General features: G+C 71.7%; 14 protein-coding genes. 12 read left to right on the plus strand and 2 right to left on the minus strand.

All coding sequences use genetic code 11. The features are described from left to right. Positions 1-43: 43 nt before the first annotated feature. The 3 genes from mnmA to ACZ61E_RS19600 all read left to right on the plus strand — a co-directional run bounded on the left by mnmA (position 44) and on the right by ACZ61E_RS19600 (position 5012). Positions 44-1174: a tRNA 2-thiouridine(34) synthase MnmA gene (gene mnmA, locus ACZ61E_RS19590; RefSeq protein WP_469700966.1), complete on the plus strand. Its 1131-nt coding sequence runs from the start codon at positions 44-46 to the stop codon at positions 1172-1174. A gap of 203 nt (positions 1175-1377) precedes the next feature. Further along, entirely contained in the window at positions 1378-3927 is a 2550-nt protein-coding gene (locus ACZ61E_RS19595; RefSeq protein ID WP_469700967.1) for a beta-galactosidase, read from the plus strand. Between the two features lie 161 nt (positions 3928-4088). Next, positions 4089-5012, plus strand: coding sequence for an acetamidase/formamidase family protein (locus ACZ61E_RS19600; RefSeq protein ID WP_469700968.1), 924 nt, complete (start codon positions 4089-4091; stop codon positions 5010-5012). 108 nt (positions 5013-5120) lie between these two features. Here ACZ61E_RS19600 and ACZ61E_RS19605 read toward each other — a convergent pair whose 3' ends face one another. Beyond that, a complete protein-coding gene (locus ACZ61E_RS19605) occupies positions 5121-5909 on the minus strand; it encodes an alpha/beta fold hydrolase (RefSeq protein WP_469701019.1) in 789 nt (262 codons plus the stop codon). 98 nt (positions 5910-6007) lie between these two features. After that, a complete protein-coding gene (locus ACZ61E_RS19610; RefSeq protein ID WP_469700969.1) occupies positions 6008-6337 on the minus strand; it encodes a DUF427 domain-containing protein in 330 nt (109 codons plus the stop codon). Positions 6338-6461: 124 nt separating this feature from the next. On the opposite strand from ACZ61E_RS19610, the gene ACZ61E_RS19615 reads away from it, so the two are divergent. From ACZ61E_RS19615 to gatB, 9 genes are all read left to right on the plus strand, one after another. Next, positions 6462-7001 carry an LOG family protein gene (locus ACZ61E_RS19615; RefSeq protein WP_469700971.1) on the plus strand — a complete coding sequence of 180 codons (540 nt, stop codon included), beginning with the start codon at positions 6462-6464 and terminating at the stop codon, positions 6999-7001. 74 nt (positions 7002-7075) lie between these two features. Beyond that, positions 7076-7765 carry an SDR family oxidoreductase gene (locus ACZ61E_RS19620; protein WP_469700973.1) on the plus strand — a complete coding sequence of 230 codons (690 nt, stop codon included), beginning with the start codon at positions 7076-7078 and terminating at the stop codon, positions 7763-7765. A 44-nt stretch (positions 7766-7809) separates the two neighbouring features. After that, on the plus strand, positions 7810-8823 hold the full coding sequence (locus ACZ61E_RS19625) for a methionine synthase (protein ID WP_469700975.1): 1014 nt from the start codon (positions 7810-7812) through the stop codon (positions 8821-8823). A gap of 70 nt (positions 8824-8893) precedes the next feature. Continuing rightward, a complete protein-coding gene (ligA, locus tag ACZ61E_RS19630; protein ID WP_469700977.1) occupies positions 8894-11158 on the plus strand; it encodes an NAD-dependent DNA ligase LigA in 2265 nt (754 codons plus the stop codon). A gap of 235 nt (positions 11159-11393) precedes the next feature. After that, positions 11394-13520, plus strand: coding sequence for a putative bifunctional diguanylate cyclase/phosphodiesterase (locus tag ACZ61E_RS19635; RefSeq protein WP_469700979.1), 2127 nt, complete (start codon positions 11394-11396; stop codon positions 13518-13520). A gap of 141 nt (positions 13521-13661) precedes the next feature. Then, entirely contained in the window at positions 13662-13958 is a 297-nt protein-coding gene (gene gatC, locus ACZ61E_RS19640; protein ID WP_015036350.1) for an Asp-tRNA(Asn)/Glu-tRNA(Gln) amidotransferase subunit GatC, read from the plus strand. Between the two features lie 5 nt (positions 13959-13963). Continuing rightward, a complete protein-coding gene (gene gatA / locus ACZ61E_RS19645; protein ID WP_469700980.1) occupies positions 13964-15469 on the plus strand; it encodes an Asp-tRNA(Asn)/Glu-tRNA(Gln) amidotransferase subunit GatA in 1506 nt (501 codons plus the stop codon). 5 nt (positions 15470-15474) lie between these two features. Then, positions 15475-15708, plus strand: a complete 234-nt coding sequence (locus ACZ61E_RS19650; RefSeq protein WP_242574006.1) for a hypothetical protein — start codon at positions 15475-15477, stop codon at positions 15706-15708. Between the two features lie 26 nt (positions 15709-15734). Next, entirely contained in the window at positions 15735-17252 is a 1518-nt protein-coding gene (gene gatB, locus ACZ61E_RS19655; protein ID WP_469700981.1) for an Asp-tRNA(Asn)/Glu-tRNA(Gln) amidotransferase subunit GatB, read from the plus strand. Positions 17253-17417: the final 165 nt, after the last annotated feature.

Consider the following 17417-nt stretch of genomic DNA (forward strand, 5'->3'; position numbering starts at 1 on the left):
TCGCGCGACTCTGGTTCCCCGGCACCCTTACGCTTGTGTGGCTATGACTCAGACACCCCAGCGCCCCCTCCGTGTGCTCGCCGCCATGTCCGGCGGTGTGGACTCCGCCGTCGCCGCCGCCCGCGCCGTGGAGGCCGGTCACGACGTCACCGGCGTCCACCTCGCGCTCTCCGCGAACCCGCAGTCCTTCCGGACGGGCGCCCGGGGCTGCTGCACCATCGAGGACTCGCGCGACGCGCGACGGGCCGCCGACGTGATCGGCATCCCCTTCTACGTATGGGACCTCGCCGAGCGCTTCCGTGAGGATGTCGTCGAGGACTTCGTCGCCGAGTACGAGGCGGGGCGCACCCCGAACCCCTGTCTGCGCTGCAACGAGAAGATCAAGTTCGCGGCGCTGCTCGACAAGGCACTCGCGCTGGGCTTCGACGCCGTCTGCACCGGCCACTACGCGACGGTCGTCACCGGCCCCGACGGGACTCGTGAGCTGCACCGGGCGAGCGACAAGGCCAAGGACCAGTCGTACGTCCTGGGCGTGCTGGACGAGCGCCAGCTCGCGCACGCCATGTTCCCGCTCGGGGACACCCTCACCACGAAGGACGAGATCCGCGCCGAGGCCGAGCGCAGGGACCTGGCCGTCGCGAAGAAGCCCGACAGCCACGACATCTGCTTCATCGCCGACGGCGACACGCAGGGCTTCCTCGCCGCGCGGCTGGGCAGCGCCGAGGGGGACATCGTGGACGAGTCGGGGGCCAAGGTCGGTACTCACGACGGCGCGCACGGCTTCACCATCGGCCAGCGCAAGGGCCTGCGGATCGGCCACCCGGCACCGGACGGCAAGCCGCGCTACGTGCTGGACATCTCGCCCGTCGACAACACCGTGACGGTCGGCCCCGCCGCCGCCCTCGACGTCGGCGCCCTGACGGCCATCAGGCCCCGCTGGTGCGGCGGCACGGCCCCGTCCGGCCCCGGCGCCTACACGGCGCAGCTGCGCGCCCACGGCGACGAGACGGCGGTCAGGGCCGAACTGGTCGACGGCACGCTGCACGTCGAGTTCGCCGAACCCGTACGGGGCGTGGCCCCGGGCCAGGCGATCGTGCTGTACGACGGCACCCGCGTGGTCGGCTCGGCCACGATCGCGACGACGGAGCGCCGCACGGGAGCCCTCACCGGCTGACCGGCCCGATCCGCGCCGTACCCCGCGCCGCGCGGGCGCTTCGGCCTGCCCGTCCGTTACCCAAGCGTGATCAAGCGGACTCTTGTGGCTCCTGGGGGCCTGCTCCAAGGTGCATGTATGCGCATACAGGCAGCGCATACATTCCCCCCGTGCTTCATCGAGCCGCCCCCCGTTCTGCTCTCCCCCCAAGGAAGTACGACGCCATGACGCATGCCCCCGCCCCACGCCGCCGCACCGTTCTGGGCGGGGCCGCCCTCGGTACGCTCGCCACCGCCGGCCTGACCGCCCCCGGCGCACAGGCCGCCTCCGTCGCCGCTCCTGCCGCTCCCGCCGCCCCCGGCGACACCGCCCCGGGCGCGGTCTCGTACCGGGACAAGCAGATCCTCGTCGGCGGCAGGCCCGTGCTCGTACTGGCCGGAGAGATCCACTACTTCAGGCTGAAGAAGGCGGACTGGCAGTCCAGGCTCGACAGGGCGAAGGCCGCCGGCCTCAACACCATCGCCACCTACATCCCCTGGATGTGGCACGAACTGCCCGACGGCACCATCGACGTCACCGGCCGTACCCGCCCCGAGCGCGACCTCGGCGCCTTCATCGACCTCTGCCACCGCAACGGCTTCTTCTTCATCGCCCGCCCCGGCCCCTTCACCATGGCCGAATTGAAGGGCGAGGGCGTCCCCGAGCGGGTGCGCGAGGACCACCCCGAGATCGTCTCCACCGGCTGGAACGACGCTCCCGCCACCACACCCACCGTCGACTACCTCGCGCCCGCGTTCCTCAAGGAGATGCGCCACTGGTACGCGGCGGTCATGCCGGTGCTGGCGAAGCGGCTGCACGCCAACGGCGGCCCCGTCATCTCCCTGCAACTGGACAACGAGATCGGGATGCTCGCCTGGGTCAGCAACTCACCCGACCTCACCGACCACTTGACCGCCGACTTCGACGGCTGGCTCCGCGAGGAGTACGGCGACGGGCTCGCCGAGCGCTACCCCTTCACGGGCGAGGACCTGGCCGGGCGGCGGAAGGCGATCCGCAACCCCGAGGACGCCTACGGCGCCGCCCTGATGCACGATCTGGGCCGCTTCATGCGGGGCCGCTTCGCGCGCTACGTCACCGAACTGCGGTCGGCCGCCGAGGAGTACGGGATCACCGGCGTCCCGTTCGTGATCAACATCCACGGCACGTCCGACAGCCGCGCCGAACCGTTCCCCATCGGCATCAGCCAGCTCATGGAGACCTACGGGGGGATCGAGGGGACGATCTCCGGCGCCGACTTCTACCTCGGCGATCTGACCCTGCGCAATGTCACCGACCTGTATCTGATCAACGCCTTCATGGACGCGGTCAACGACAAGGACCAGCCGGTCACGGCGCTGGAGTTCGACGCCGGCCACGCCGACTACGGCCAGAACCTGGACAGTCAGACCAGCCCGTCCGGCGTCGATCTCAAGACCCGTCTCTGTATCGCGCAGGGCGCCAAAATGCTCAACTACTACCTCTTCGCGGGCGGGTTCAACCCCAAGCTGGACAAGCCCACGGGTGACGGGAACGACCGCATCGGCATCACCGGCGAGTGGCACGGCTTCGCCGCACCGGTCGACCCCGAGGGGCGGCCGGGCGTCAGCTACGAGCCGACCCGGCGCACCGTGCGCGCCATGGGCGGTCTCGCCGACGTCCTCGCGCCGATGCGCACCACGTACGACGACGTGGCGCTCGGCTTCGTACCCGATCACTATCTGACCGAGTACCACCCGCCGGAGCTGGAGTCCGTACAGCGCGTGCTGGACGAGGCGGTGAACACGCGCGGTGCGGGCCCGCGCGGCTCCCTGGCCCGCGCGATGCTCCTCGGCGGGTTCCGCTACCGGAGCGTGAACCTCCAGGCGGGTGATCTCGACCCGAAGGGCGTACCCGTGCTCGCGCTGGCCACGGGCGAGCACCTGGGGGCCGGGCTCCAGCGGCGCCTGGTCCGGTACACGGAGGCCGGCGGCAAGCTGCTGCTGTCCGGACGCCTGCCGGTCAAGGACATGGCCGACAAGAGCTGCACCGTCCTCGCCGACGCGCTGGGTCTCAAGCCCGGCACCACGCTGACCGACGCGAACCGTTTCTGGCTCTCCGTCACCGCACACGGCTGGGCGGCGCCGCTCCCCGAAGTACGGCTGTCACGCGCCCAGTTGTGCGAGCCCTCGCGCGGCACGACCGTGCTGCGCGAGCTGTCCACCGGCAAGGGCTGCGGCTTCGACATCCCGCTCGGAAAGGGCCGGGCGGTCGTGATCACCACGGACTACCAGTGCGATCTGACCTTCTGGGACCGTGCCTTCCGCGCCCTGGACGCCGCGCCCGCCCTCCGGCACAGCGCCACCGATCCGGGAGTCTTCCTGCTGACGACCGCCGACGACGAGCGCGGACGGCTGCTGCATGCCTTCAACGTCTCATCGGGCTACGACCAGGACTTCACCGTCACGGAGAACGGCAAGCCCCTCTTCGGCGGTGAGAAGCTCCATCTGCCCGGTCGTACGGCGGCGATCCTGCCGCTCGGGCTGACCGCCGGCGGCCTGCGCATCGCGTACGCCACGGCGGAACTCACCGGCGCCGCCGACGGCCGGGCGACCTTCCGCGCGACGGGCGCTCCCGGAACGGAATCGGTGGTCGTGGTGGAGGGCGCCGCGCGGTGCGACGGCGCGCGCGTCTCGACCGAGGGCGGCCGGACCGTACTGCGCGTACGGCGCGCGGAGTTCACCGTGCGCCGCGGCTGACGCGGGACCTCGCGGCCGGGGAACTCCCCGCACCCCCGGGCCGGGCCGGTCGTGTCCGGCGAGGGCCGCCGCGGGCCGCCCGCCGGGGGAACTACGGTGACGGGACGCGGGCGCCGTGCCCGCACCGTACGCACCCGATTCCCCGACCGGACGGAGCCCCCGTGGCCGAGCACATCCTGGACTCCGTGCCCGGCACCGTGAGCGACGTCTTCTCGCGCGAGCTGCCCCCGGTGCTGACCGTCGACCCCGGGGACACCCTCACCGTCCACACGCTCGACTGCGCGGGCCATCTGGAGCGCAGGCGCACGGCGGACGAGGACGTGCCCCGTATGTTCGACGAACGGCGCGGCCACTGTCTGGTGGGTCCGATCGCCGTGCGCGGCGCCGAACCGGGCATGGCCCTCTCCGTACGGCTGGAGTCACTGCGCCCGGACGACTGGGGCTTCACCGCGGCGGCGACGTCCGACACCCCGCTCGCCCGCCGGCTGGGCGTGACCGCCGAGGACGCAGAGTGGCTGCTGTGGGACCTCGACGCGGACAAGGGCACCGGGACCGACCAGTACGGGCACACGGTCTCCCTCGCGCCCTTCCTCGGCGTCATCGGCACACCCCCCGACGCACCGGGCGAGCACTCCACGACACCGCCCCGTACGTTCGGCGGAGGGAACATCGACTGCCGCGAACTGGTGGCCGGATCAACCCTGTTCCTGCCCGTTACCGTGCCGGGGGCGTTGCTGAGCGTCGGTGACGGCCATGCCGCGCAGGGCGACGGGGAGGTGTCCGGCACGGCGGTCGAATGCGGCATGACGACCCGTCTCACCGTCGGCCTCCGGCCCTCGCCGCCGGTCCCGACGCCGCACGCGATCACCCCGGCGGGCCGGATCACCTTCGGTTTCGACGCGGACCTCAACGAGGCGTCGGCGGGGGCTCTGGACGCGATGCTGACGTGGATCACGTCGCTGTACGGGGTGAAGCGGGGGACGGCGCTGGCCCTGGCGAGTACGGCGGTCGATCTGCGGGTGACACAGGTGGCCAACCGGGTGTGGGGCGTGCACGCGGTGCTGCCGGACGGCGCGATCCGCTGAAGCCCACGCCCCCGTGCCGGCACCGGGCACGGGAGGCGAGCACGCCGCCGCTCACCGTGCCCGGGGGCACCGTTCCCCGCGCCCCCGACGTTCCCCGCGGCGCCTTGCTCATGCCGCCGAGGCGAAGTACTCCGCCAGGACCGGCGCCAGCACATGCGGCGCCACCTCGTGTTCCTGACCCGTCAGGGTGCGATGGCGCCCGCGCGGCAGCGCGTCGGCCACCGCCCGCGCCGCCACCCGCATCGGCGCCGGGCTCGCGCCCCCGTCCACGACCATCACCCGCGCCGTGATCCGTGCGAGCCGCTCCGTGGGGACCGGGCCGGGACCCATCACCGCGTTGTCGTACGCGAGGGTGTGCGCCAGCGCCGTCATGCCCCGCCACATCGTCGCCCGGCGCATCCTCGCCACCACGTCGGGCGGCACCCCGACCACCGACAGGAACAGCTCGACGGCCTCGTCCCGCCGCCCCCGCGCCAGCAGGTCGTCGAGCCGCGCCGTGTACGCCGCGCCGCCCGCGGCATCCACCGCACCGGTGTCGTACGGAGGCTCGTACACCGCGAGTTGGGTGATCGGCAGCCCCGCCGCTGCCGCCTCCAGCGCCAGGGCAGCGCCCGACGACATGCCGTACACCGAGGCGCTGCCGCCCGCCGCTTCCGTAAGGAGGGCGGCGATGTCCTCGACCTCGCGCTCCACCGCGTACGGCGCCGTGTCACCGCTGCCGCCGCGCCCCCGGCGGTCGTAGGTGATCACACTGAAGTGCGGCGAGAGGAGCGCCGCCAGCGGTGCCTGTGCCTCCGCCGTGCTGAACGCCCCTCCCACCATGATCACCGGCGGTCCGCCGCCGCCCGTCCGCCGGTACGCGATGAGGGTGCCGTCGCCCGACTCCGCCTTGCCCACGTGGTCCATACGGTGTTGGACCGGCGCGCCCGCCGGAACTCATCGCCGGCGGGCGGAAATCCGTGAATTCCTCTCCGGGCGGGCCTCCGGCCCCGTGTTCAGCTCCCGACCACCTCGGTCTCGTAGAAGCAGAAGTGGTCCTTGATCCGCGCCACTTCGTCCTTCGGCTCGGGGTACGCCCAGACCAGGTCGGGCGCGTCGGGCAGCGACCAGTAGGAGGCGTCGCCCTTGAACGGGCAGTGGGTCGTGGTGTCCGACGGGCTCAGCAGTTCCGTACGCACGTCCCGCGGCGGCAGGTAGTAGCGGACGGGCAGCCCCGTCTCGCGCAGCAGCAGCGGGCGGTGGCTCTCCGCGACGACCTGCCCGTCACGTACCACCCGTACGTGCTCCGTGCCCTGCTCGACGGTGATGGTGTGGCCCCTGGCCATGGCGATCCGCTCCTTCGGTGATTCGGTCCCTCTGGTGACGCCGGTGTCACGCCGGTCCCTTCTACCGTCAGCAACGGACGGGCACGCCCTCTTCCCGAGGAGGTCACCCGGATACCGTGCGTCCATGAATATCTGTGTCTTCCTCTCCGCCGCCGAACTAGGCGAGCACTACGCCCGCCCCGCCCAGGAATTCGCCGAACTGCTCGGCAAGGGTGGTCACACACTCGTCTGGGGCGGCTCGGACGTCGGCCTGATGAAAGTCGTCGCCGACGGAGTGGAGGAGGCGGGCGGGCGGCTCGTCGGTGTCTCCGTAGGCTTCCTGGGCGCCTCGGTGCGCGAGCGGGCCGACGAGATGGTGATTGCCAAGGATCTCGCCGAGCGCAAGGCCCTGCTCCTCTCGAAGTCCGACGCCGTGGTGATCATGGTCGGCGGTACGGGCACGCTGGACGAGGCGACCGAGATCCTCGAACTGAAGAAGCACGGCATGCACGACAAGCCGGTGGTGCTGCTCAACACGGCGGGCTTCTACGACGGGCTAAAGGAACAGTTCGACCGTATGGACCGTGAGGGCTTCCTCCCGCTGCCGCTGACCGAGCTGGTCTTCTTCGCGGAGGAGGCGGTGGGCGCCCTCGCCTATCTGGAGGAGGCGGTCGGGGTGCGCTGACCGGCGGCCGGCGCCGCCACAGGGACCGGGCGGGACGGTGCGACCGCCGCACGGTGTGATGCGAACATGACCCCATGGCTACCCATCTGATCACCGGTGCGGGCTCCGGCATCGGCGCCGCGGTCGCGCGCCGGCTCCACGAGCGCGGCGACGACCTGCTGCTCCTCGCCCGCGACGCGGCCCGCGGCAAGGAACTCACCGCGGCCCACCCCGGCTCCCGGGCGCTCGTCGGCGACCTCACCAACCCCGACCGGCTCTCCTGGGCGCTGTCGCACCAGACACTCCCCGACCGGCTGGACTCGCTCCTGCACATCGCGGGCATCGTCGACCTCGGCCCCGTCGGCGAGCTGACCCCCAAGGCGTGGACGGGCCAGCTGAACGTGAATCTCGTCGCGCCCGCGGAGCTGACCCGGCTCTTCCTGCCCCAACTGCGCGCCTCGCACGGCCAGGTGATCTTCGTGAACTCGGGCGCGGGGCTGGCCGCCCACGCCGGGTGGGCCGCCTACGGCGCGTCCAAGCACGGACTGAAGGCGCTCGCCGACGCCCTCCGTCAGGAGGAGCGGCCGAACGGTGTCCGCGTCGCCTCGGTCTACCCGGGCCGCACGGCCACGCCCATGCAGGTCAAGGTGCACGGGCAGGAGGGCAAGGAGTACGACGCGTCCCGCTGGATCGACCCGGAGTCGGTCGCGACGACGATCCTCACGGCCCTGGACCTGCCGCGCGACGCGGAGATCAACGACCTGACGGTGCGGCCGGGACGATGAACGGGACCGACAGCGGCACTCACGGCGGGACCGGGACCGACGACATGACCGGGACCCGGGCCCCGGCGACAACTCTCCTGGGCGCCGCCACCGGCGTCGGCTCGATGCCCGGCGGAGACGCGCGCGAGACGGCCAAGGAGGTCACCGGCAGCTTCGAGCACTTCCCGCACCTCGCCGAACTGCCCGCGCGCGGCCCCGGCGCCGACATGATCGGCCGGACCGCCGGCCTGCTCGTCGAGGTCTTCGCCCGGGTGGAGCCCAGCGGCTGGCGGATCGGTGACCGCCCCGGCCGCGACACCCGGCGGGCCCGTTCCTGGCTCGGCGAGGACCTGGACGCCCTCGAAGAGTTCACCCAGGGGTACGAGGGCCCGCTCAAGATCCAGGCGGTCGGGCCGTGGACACTCGCCGCCGCGCTGGAACTGCGCAACGGCGAGTCGGCGCTCAGCGACCCCGGCGCCTGCCGCGACCTGGCCGGATCGCTGGTGGAGGGCCTGACGGCGCATCTCGCCGACGTACGGCGCAGGGTCCCGGGCGCCACGCCCGTGCTCCAGCTCGACGAGCCGTCGCTCACCGCTGTACTGCGCGGGCGGATCAGGACGGCCAGCGGCTACCGGACCCACCGGGCGGTGGACCGGCAGGTCGTCGAGGACGCGCTGCGCCAGGTGATGACGGCCGGCGACGGGGCCGCCGTCGTCCACTCCTGCGCCCCGGACGTGCCGTTCGCGCTGCTGCGCCGTGCCGGAGCGGCGGCCGTGTCGTTCGACTTCTCGCTACTCACCGAGCGTGACGAGGAGCCGATCGGTGAGGCGGTCGAGGGCGGGGTGCGGCTCCTCGCCGGAGTCGTGCCGGGCACGGACACCCGATTGTCGGACCCGGGCGGTAGCGTCATGGGTATCAGAACGCTGTGGCGCAGGCTGGGGCTGGATCCGGGGACTCTCACGGAGTCCGTGGTGATCACTCCGTCGTGCGGGCTCGCGGGTGCTTCGCCCGGGTATGCCCGCGCCGCGATGGCGCACTGTGTCAGGGCGGCGCGATCCCTCGCGGACAACCCTGAGTGACATTTCCGAGACATGGGTCGCGCTGACGGCGGGGCTCTCGGTGATCGCGGTGGAACGGAAGGACGAAACGGTGGCCGGCGAACAGCAGACGGCAGTGCCCGCGGAAGCGCGGGAGCGACACGCGCACCTCGCCGAGCAGGTCGAGGAGCACCGGTTCCGGTACTACGTCAAGGACCAGCCGGTCGTCAGCGACGGCGAGTTCGACAAGCTGCTGCGCGCCCTGGAGGCGCTGGAGGAGCAGTACGCGGAGCTGCGCACGCCCGACTCGCCGACCCAGAAGGTCGCGGGGGCGTACGAGACGGAGTTCACCGCGGTCGAGCACCGCGAGCGCATGCTCTCGCTGGACAACGCGTTCGACGACGAGGAGCTGGCCGCCTGGGCGGAGCGTGTCGCCCGGGACGTGGGCGCGCCCGGTTACCACTTCCTGTGCGAGCTGAAGGTGGACGGTCTCGCCGTCAGTCTGACCTACGAGCAGGGCAGGCTGACGCGCGCCGCCACCCGCGGCGACGGCCGCACCGGCGAGGACATCACCCCCAACGTCCGCACCATCGCCGAGATCCCGCACCGGCTGACGGGTGACCGCGTCCCGGAGCTGGTCGAGATCCGCGGTGAGGTCTACTTCCCGATGGACGGCTTCCAGGAGCTCAACGCCCGGCTGGTCGCGGCCGGTGACAAACCGTTCGCCAACCCGCGCAACGCGGCGGCCGGTTCGCTCCGCCAGAAGGATCCCAAGGTCACGGCGTCGCGCCCGCTGCACATGGTGGTGCACGGCATCGGCGCGCGTGAGGGCTTCGACATCGACTGCCTGTCGCACGCCTACGAACTGCTGGAGGAGTGGGGCCTGCCGACGGCCCAGCACAACAAGGTCGTCGAAGACCTGGCGGGCGTAAGGGAGTTCATCTCCCACTTCGGCGAGAACCGCCACTCGGTCCGGCACGAGATCGACGGCGTCGTGGTCAAACTGGACGAGATCTCCCTTCAGGGGAGACTCGGTTCGACCTCCCGCGCCCCGCGCTGGGCGATCGCCTGGAAGTACGCGCCGGAGGAGGTCAACACCAAACTGCTCGACATCCGGGTCGGCGTCGGACGCACCGGCCGGGTCACTCCGTACGCGGTGGTCCAGCCGGTCCATGTCGCGGGCTCCGAGGTCGAGTTCGCCACGCTCCACAACCAGGAGGTGGTGAAGGCCAAGGGTGTCCTCATCGGTGACACGGTCGTGCTGCGCAAGGCGGGGGACGTCATCCCGGAGATCCTCGGTCCGGTCGCCGATCTGCGGGACGGCAGCGAGCGCGAGTTCGAGATGCCGGCCGTGTGCCCCGAGTGCGGCACGGAGCTGCGGGCCATGAAGGAGGGCGACATCGACGTCCGCTGCCCCAACGGCCGCTCCTGCCCCGCCCAGTTGCGCGAGCGGCTGTTCTACCTCGGCGGCCGAAAGTGCCTGGACATCGAGAACTTCGGCTATGTCGCCGCCGCGGCGCTGACCAGGCCGCTGGAGCCGTCGACGCCCCCGCTGCTCGACGAGGGCGACCTCTTCACCCTCACCGTGGAACAGCTGCTGCCCATCAAGGCGTACGTGCTCGACACGGACAGCGGTCTGCCCAAGCGCGACCCGGAGACCGGCGAGGAGAAGGTCGTCACCGTCTTCGCCAACCAGGAGGGCGAGCCGAAGAAGAACGCCCTGGCGATGCTGGAGCACATCGCCGCAGCCAAGGAACGCCCGCTGGCCCGGATCATCGCGGGCCTCTCCATCCGGCACGTGGGACCGGTCGCCTCGGTCGCGCTGGCGAGGGAGTTCCGGTCCGTCGACCGGATCGAGCGGGCCACGGAGGAGGAGCTGGCGGCCGTCGAGGGCGTCGGCCCGACCATCGCGGCGTCGCTCAAGGAGTGGTTCGAGGTCGACTGGCACCGCGAGATCCTGCGCAAGTGGCGGGAGGCCGGGGTCCGGATGGAGGACGAGGGCGGCGGCGAGGACGAGGGCCCGCGCCCGCTGGCGGGGCTCACCGTGGTCGTCACGGGCACGCTGGAAACTCACACCAGGGATGGCGCGAAAGAGGCGCTCCAGACGCTCGGAGCGAAAGTCACCGGCGCCGTGTCGAAGAAGACCGCCTTCGTGGTGGTAGGTGAGAACCCGGGCTCCAAGTTCGACAAGGCGATGCAGCTGAAGGTGCCGGTGCTCGACGAGGCGGGGTTCGCCGTGCTGCTCGCCGAGGGCCCCGACGCCGCCCGAGAGGCCGCGGTACAGGCGCCGGAGGCCCCCGATGACGGTGCGCGGGAACCGGCCAAGGACGTCCCCCGGACGGCTGACGGTACGTCTGCCGCGAGCGGGACCGGCTGACCGAACGGGCACAACAAGCCCTCGTAGGTCACCCGTTCGGACGCATACCAGATGGATACGGAAGGGCGGGTTGCATTCGGGCAACAGCGGTAGAGCGCTGCCCGCCGACGCCGTTCGCGGCCTACTGTTGAGGGGTACGCCTGTCGTGCACGGCTGCGTGTGGGAAGTCAGCCGTGGTGGCATGACAACGTGCCATCGCGTGGTAACGGCACTGCCGGCTGTGAGAGGGACGGGAATGAAACCGACCGAGAGCGCCGCCCCGGTCTCACGCCCGCGTGGACTCGCGGGACTTGGAGGCATGTCCGCCGGAGTGCCGCTCGTCGTGGTGGGGGTCGCCGCCGCCGTGCTGGCGCTTGGCATCTCACTGGATCTGCGGGACGGCGACGCGCTCTTCCCGGGCGGCACCACCGGCTGGTCCCTCGCCGTGCTCACCGGCATCGTGGTCGGCCATCTCGTCGCACTCGGCCGCGACCGCTGGTGGGGTGGTACCGGCTCCGGCGCCGCCCTCACCCTCGCCGTGCTGCTCCTGTACGGCTGGGTGGCCGCCGGACTGGTCAGCCTCGCGGTCGTGGTGCTGGTCGGCATGGCCCGCAGACACCGCTGGCGGCAGGGCGCGCTCCACGGCGCCGTGGACATCCTCGGCATCGGGGCCGCGGCGCTGGTCCTGCTCGCCTTCGGAGACGTACCGACGGTCGCCGAGCCGTGGCAGCCCCTCCACTGGGGGATCCGCACCGTCCCCGAAATCGTCCTGGCGGCCGGGGCCTACCTGCTGGTGACCCGGCTGCTCCTGTGGTACTCGCTGACCCCGCAGGGCGGCGGCCTGCCCACCGTGGCCCGCACGGCGCTCCTGCGGCAGGGCCTGCTCGCCGTCGCGCTGCTCGGGATCACCCCGCTGATCTGTGTGGTCGCCGTGTCCCGGCCGGTGGTGCTGCCGCTGTTCGCCGTCCCGCTGATCGCCCTCGACTCCACGCTCTGGATCGCCAGGGCCCGCGCCGAGGAGCAGCTGCGCGACCCGCTCACCGGTCTGCCCAACCGGCAGTGGCTCCTCGAACGGACATGGACGGCGCTGGAGGAGGCCAAGAACCTCGGCGCGCGCTCCGCGCTGGTCCTGATCGACCTCGACCGGTTCCGCTCGGTCAACGACACGCTCGGCCATCTCGCGGGCGACAGACTGCTGTTGCAGATAGCGGACCGGCTCAAGCTGGCCCTGCCGCGCGGGGCGGAGGCCGCGCGGCTCGGTGGCGACGAGTTCGCCGTACTGCTGCCGCTGGTCGACTCCACGACCAGCGCGCAGCGCGTGGCCCGCCATCTCGCGGCCGAGCTGTCCTCGCCGCTCGACCTGGACGGGCTCACGCTCGTCCTGGAGGCGAGCGCCGGCGTCGCGGTCCACCCCGAGCACGCGGTGGACGCCGAGGGGCTGCTCCAGCGGGCCGACGTCGCGATGTACCAGGCCAAACGCGACCGTACGGGCGTGGAGGTGTACGAGTCCAAGCGCGACTCCAACACCCCCGACCGGCTCGGCCTGTTGGGCGATCTGCGGCGCGCGCTCGACGCGGGCGACGTGGAGCTGCACTACCAGCCCAAGGTCCGCTTCGACGGCCAGGTCGTGGGCCTGGAGGCGCTCGTACGGTGGGTGCATCCGGACCGGGGGAGGGTGCCCCCGGACGAGTTCATCGCCATCGCCGAGTCCTCGGGCCTGATGCCGTATCTCACCGAGTACGTACTGGAATCGGCACTCGGCCAGGTCGCCCGCTGGCGCTCCCAGGGCCTGTTCGTCCCGGTGGCCGTCAACGTATCGCCGCGCGACGTCCACACCCCGGGCTTCGCCGGCGCGGTCGCCGCGCGGCTCGCCCGGCACGGCGTCCCGGCCGGCGCGCTCCAACTGGAGATAACCGAGCACGTCCTGCTGGAGGACCCGCAGCGGGCCGCCGACACCCTGGCGGGACTGACGGGCCACGGCGTGAAGATGTCCCTGGACGACTTCGGCACGGGCTACTCGTCGCTGGTCCACCTGCGCCGTCTGCCGGTCAGCGAACTGAAGATCGACCGCTCGTTCGTGGCCCGCCTCGCCATCGACACCGAGGACGCGGAGATCGTCCGCTGCACCATCGACCTCGCCCACTCGCTGGGCCTGGTGGTCGTCGCCGAGGGCGTCGAGGACGACGAGACCTGGGAGCGTCTGCGCGATCTGGGCTGCGACGCCGTCCAGGGCTGGCTCGTGGCCGCCGCGATGCCCCCGCGCGAGGCGACGTCCTGGCTGCTCGCCCGCGGCGAGACGGGCTGGCACCGCACGCCGCCCGCACCGGCCCTGGAGCCCCCGCGCAGCGACGCCTCGGGCCCCTCCAGCCGCGTGGTCCAGTAGCCGGCGCACCGCCCCGCCGAGGGCCGGGACGACGACCCGGGCCGGAGCACGGGCCCCGATGCGGGAAACCGTTTCGTGGGCACGGTCCCGCGCCCCATAGGATTGGGTCAAAATCCCGACACTCACCCAGAGGATCGCTGCATGCCTGGCATCACGCGCGAGGAGGTCGCCCACCTCGCACGGCTGGCGCGTCTGGAGCTGAAGGGCGAAGAGCTCGATCACTTCGCCGGTCAGCTCGACGACATCATCGGCGCGGTCGCCCGCGTATCCGAGGTCGCCGACCAAGACGTTCCGCCGACCTCGCACCCGCTGCCGCTGACCAACGTCATGCGCGCGGACGAGGTACGCCCGTCGCTCACCCCCGAGCAGGCGCTCTCCGGCGCCCCGGCCCAGGAACAGCAGCGTTTCAAGGTGCCGCAGATCCTGGGGGAGGACTAACAGCCATGACGGACATCAAGACCGACATCATCCGGCTCACCGCCGCCGAGATCGCCGAGAAGGTCGCCTCCGGCGAGCTGACGGCCGTCGAGGTCACCGAGGCCCACCTCGCCCGTATCGAGGCCGTCGACGAGAAGGTCCACGCCTTCCTGCACGTCGACCGCGAAGGAGCCCTCGCGCAGGCCCGCGCCGTGGACGAGCGGAAGGCCCGGGGCGAGAAGCTCGGCCCGCTCGCCGGCGTCCCCCTCGCGCTGAAGGACATCTTCACCACCGAGGGCATCCCCACCACCGTCGGCTCCAGGATCCTCGAAGGCTGGATCCCTCCGTACGACGCGACGGTCACCCGGCGCCTCAAGGACGCCGGAGTCGTCATCCTCGGCAAGACCAACATGGACGAGTTCGCCATGGGGTCCTCCACGGAGAACAGCGCGTACGGCCCCACGGGCAACCCCTGGGACCTCACGCGCATCCCCGGCGGCTCCGGCGGCGGCTCGTCGGCCTCCCTCGCCGCGTACGAGGCACCGCTCGCCATCGGCACGGACACCGGCGGCTCCATCCGCCAGCCCGCGTCCGTCACCGGCACGGTCGGAGTCAAGCCCACCTACGGCGGCGTCTCCCGCTACGGCATGGTCGCCTTCTCGTCCTCGCTCGACCAGGGCGGCCCCTGCGCCCGTACGGTCCTGGACGCGGCCCTCCTCCACGAGGTGATCGCCGGACACGACCCGCTCGACTCGACCTCCATCGACGCCCCCGTTCCCCCGGTGGTCGAGGCCGCCCGCAACGGCACCGTCGCCGGTATGCGCGTCGGCGTCGTCCGGCAGTTCTCCGGCGAGCACTACCAGGCGGGCGTCATGCGGCGCTTCGCCGAGTCCGTCGACCTCCTCAAGGAGCTCGGCGCCGAAGTGGTCGAGCTGGACTGCCCGTCCTTCGACCTCGGCCTTTCGGCGTACTACCTGATCGCCCCCTCCGAGTGCTCCTCCAACCTCGCCCGCTTCGACGCGATGCGCTACGGCCTGCGCGTCGGCGACGACGGCACCCGATCGGCCGAGGACGTCACCGCCCTCACCCGTGAGGCGGGCTTCGGCGACGAGGTCAAGCGGCGCATCATGCTCGGTACGTACGCGCTCAGCTCCGGCTACTACGACGCGTACTACGGCTCCGCGCAGAAGGTCCGCACCCTCATCGTCAGGGACTTCGAGAGGGCCTTCGAGCAGGTCGACGTGATCGTCTCGCCGACCACGCCCACCACCGCCTTCGCCATCGGCGAACGCGCCGACGACCCGATGGCGATGTACCTTTCCGATCTGTGCACCATCCCGACCAACCTGGCCGGAAACGCCGCCATGTCGCTGCCCTGCGGACTGGCGCCGGAGGACGGTCTGCCGGTCGGATTGCAGATCATCGCTCCCGCGATGAAGGACGACCGTCTTTACCGGGTAGGCGCGGCGGTCGAGGCGGCGTTCGTGGAACGCTGGGGACATCCGCTGTTGGAGGAGGCACCGTCGCTGTGAGCGCAATGACCAAGAAGGCCAAGAGCTTCAAGAAGTCGAAGTCCGGCATGTACCTGTCGATCGGCACGACCGCATTCGGAGCGGTCAGCGTCCTCAAGCAGGCCAAGCTGGCCCGCGAGGACAACGACACGCTGCGGCTGATCGACGCCGCCGTCTCCGCCGCCGCCATCGTCACCGGCATCGCTCTGCTCTACCGCGAGCTGAAGCGCCTGGGCGACGACGACGTCCTGCTGGGCTAGAGCCCGCAGAGAGGGAAAGTTTCACCGTGACCGTCACTGAACACGTGTCGCTCGTCCCGTACGAGGACGCTCTCGCGACGTACGACCCCGTCATGGGCCTGGAGGTCCATGTCGAGCTGGGCACCAGAACGAAGATGTTCTGCGGCTGTTCCACCGAGCTGGGCGCCGACCCCAACTCGCAGACCTGCCCGACCTGTCTCGGTATGCCGGGGGCGCTGCCGGTCGTCAACGCGATCGGCGTGGAGTCGGCCGTCAAGATCGGTCTCGCGCTGAACTGCGAGATCGCCGAGTGGTGCCGGTTCGCCCGGAAGAACTACTTCTACCCGGACATGCCGAAGAACTTCCAGACCTCCCAGTACGACGAGCCGATCGCCTACAACGGCTATCTGGACGTCCAGTTGGAGGACGGGGAGATCTTCCGTGTGGAGATCGAGCGCGCCCACATGGAGGAGGACACCGGCAAGTCGCTGCACGTCGGCGGTGCCACCGGCCGTATCCAGGGCGCGTCGCACTCCCTGCTGGACTACAACCGCGCCGGTATCCCGCTCATCGAGATCGTCACCAAGCCGATCGAGGGCGCGGGGGCGCGCGCGCCGGAGGTCGCGAAGGCGTACGTGGCGGAGCTGCGCGAGCTGATCAAGGCGCTGGGCGTCTCCGAGGCCCGGATGGAACAGGGCCAGATGCGCTGCGACGTCAACCTGTCGCTGCGCCCGCACGGCCGGGAGAAGTTCGGCACGCGCTCGGAGACGAAGAACGTCAACTCGCTGCGCAGCGTGGAGCGGGCGGCGCGTTACGAGATCCAGCGGCACGCCGCGGTGCTCGACGGCGGCGGCACGATCATCCAGGAGACCCGCCACTTCCACGAGGAAGACGGTTCCACGACGTCCGGCCGTGTGAAGGAGGAGGCGGAGGACTACCGGTACTTCCCCGAGCCCGACCTCGTCCCGGTCGCGCCCCCGCGCGAGTGGGTGGAGGAACTGCGCGGCAAACTGCCGGAGCTGCCCCGGACGCGCCGTAACCGGCTCCGCGAGGAGTGGGGCGTCTCGGAGCACGACATGCAGTCGATGCTCAACGCGGGCGCGGTCGAACTGATCACCGCCACGGTCGAGGCGGGCGCCCCCGCGGACCAGGCGCGCAAGTGGTGGATGGGCGAGCTGGCGCGCAGCGCCAACGAGACGTCCACGGACCTCGCGGCGCTCCCGATCACCCCGGCGCAGGTCGCCCGGGTGGCGGAACTGGTCACGGCGGGCGACCTGAACGACAAGCTGGCCCGGCAGGTCCTGGAGGGCGTCCTCGCGGGCGAGGGCGACCCGGACACCGTCGTCGAGAAGCGCGGCCTGAAGGTCGTCTCCGACGAGGGCGCGCTGGGTACGGCGGTGGACGAGGCGATCGCGGCGAACCCGGCGATCGCGGACAAGATCCGCGCCGGCAAGGTCGCGGCGGCGGGCGCCCTGGTGGGAGCGGTCATGAAGGCCACCCGAGGCCAGGCGGACGCGGCCCGGGTACGCGAACTGATCCTGGAACGCCTGACCACGGAGACCTGACCCGCTCCGGCACCCCTCGCCACCCCGGGGGGGGGGGGGGGGGGGGGGGGGGGGGGGGGGCGGGGGCGGGGGGGGGGGGGGGGGGGGTGAGGGGGGGGGGGGGGGGGGGGGGGGGCCGCGCCCCCCCACCCCCCCCGCGACCCGCCGCACGGCCTCGGCCAGCCG

The organism is Streptomyces sp. NPDC104581, from assembly GCF_055583685.1.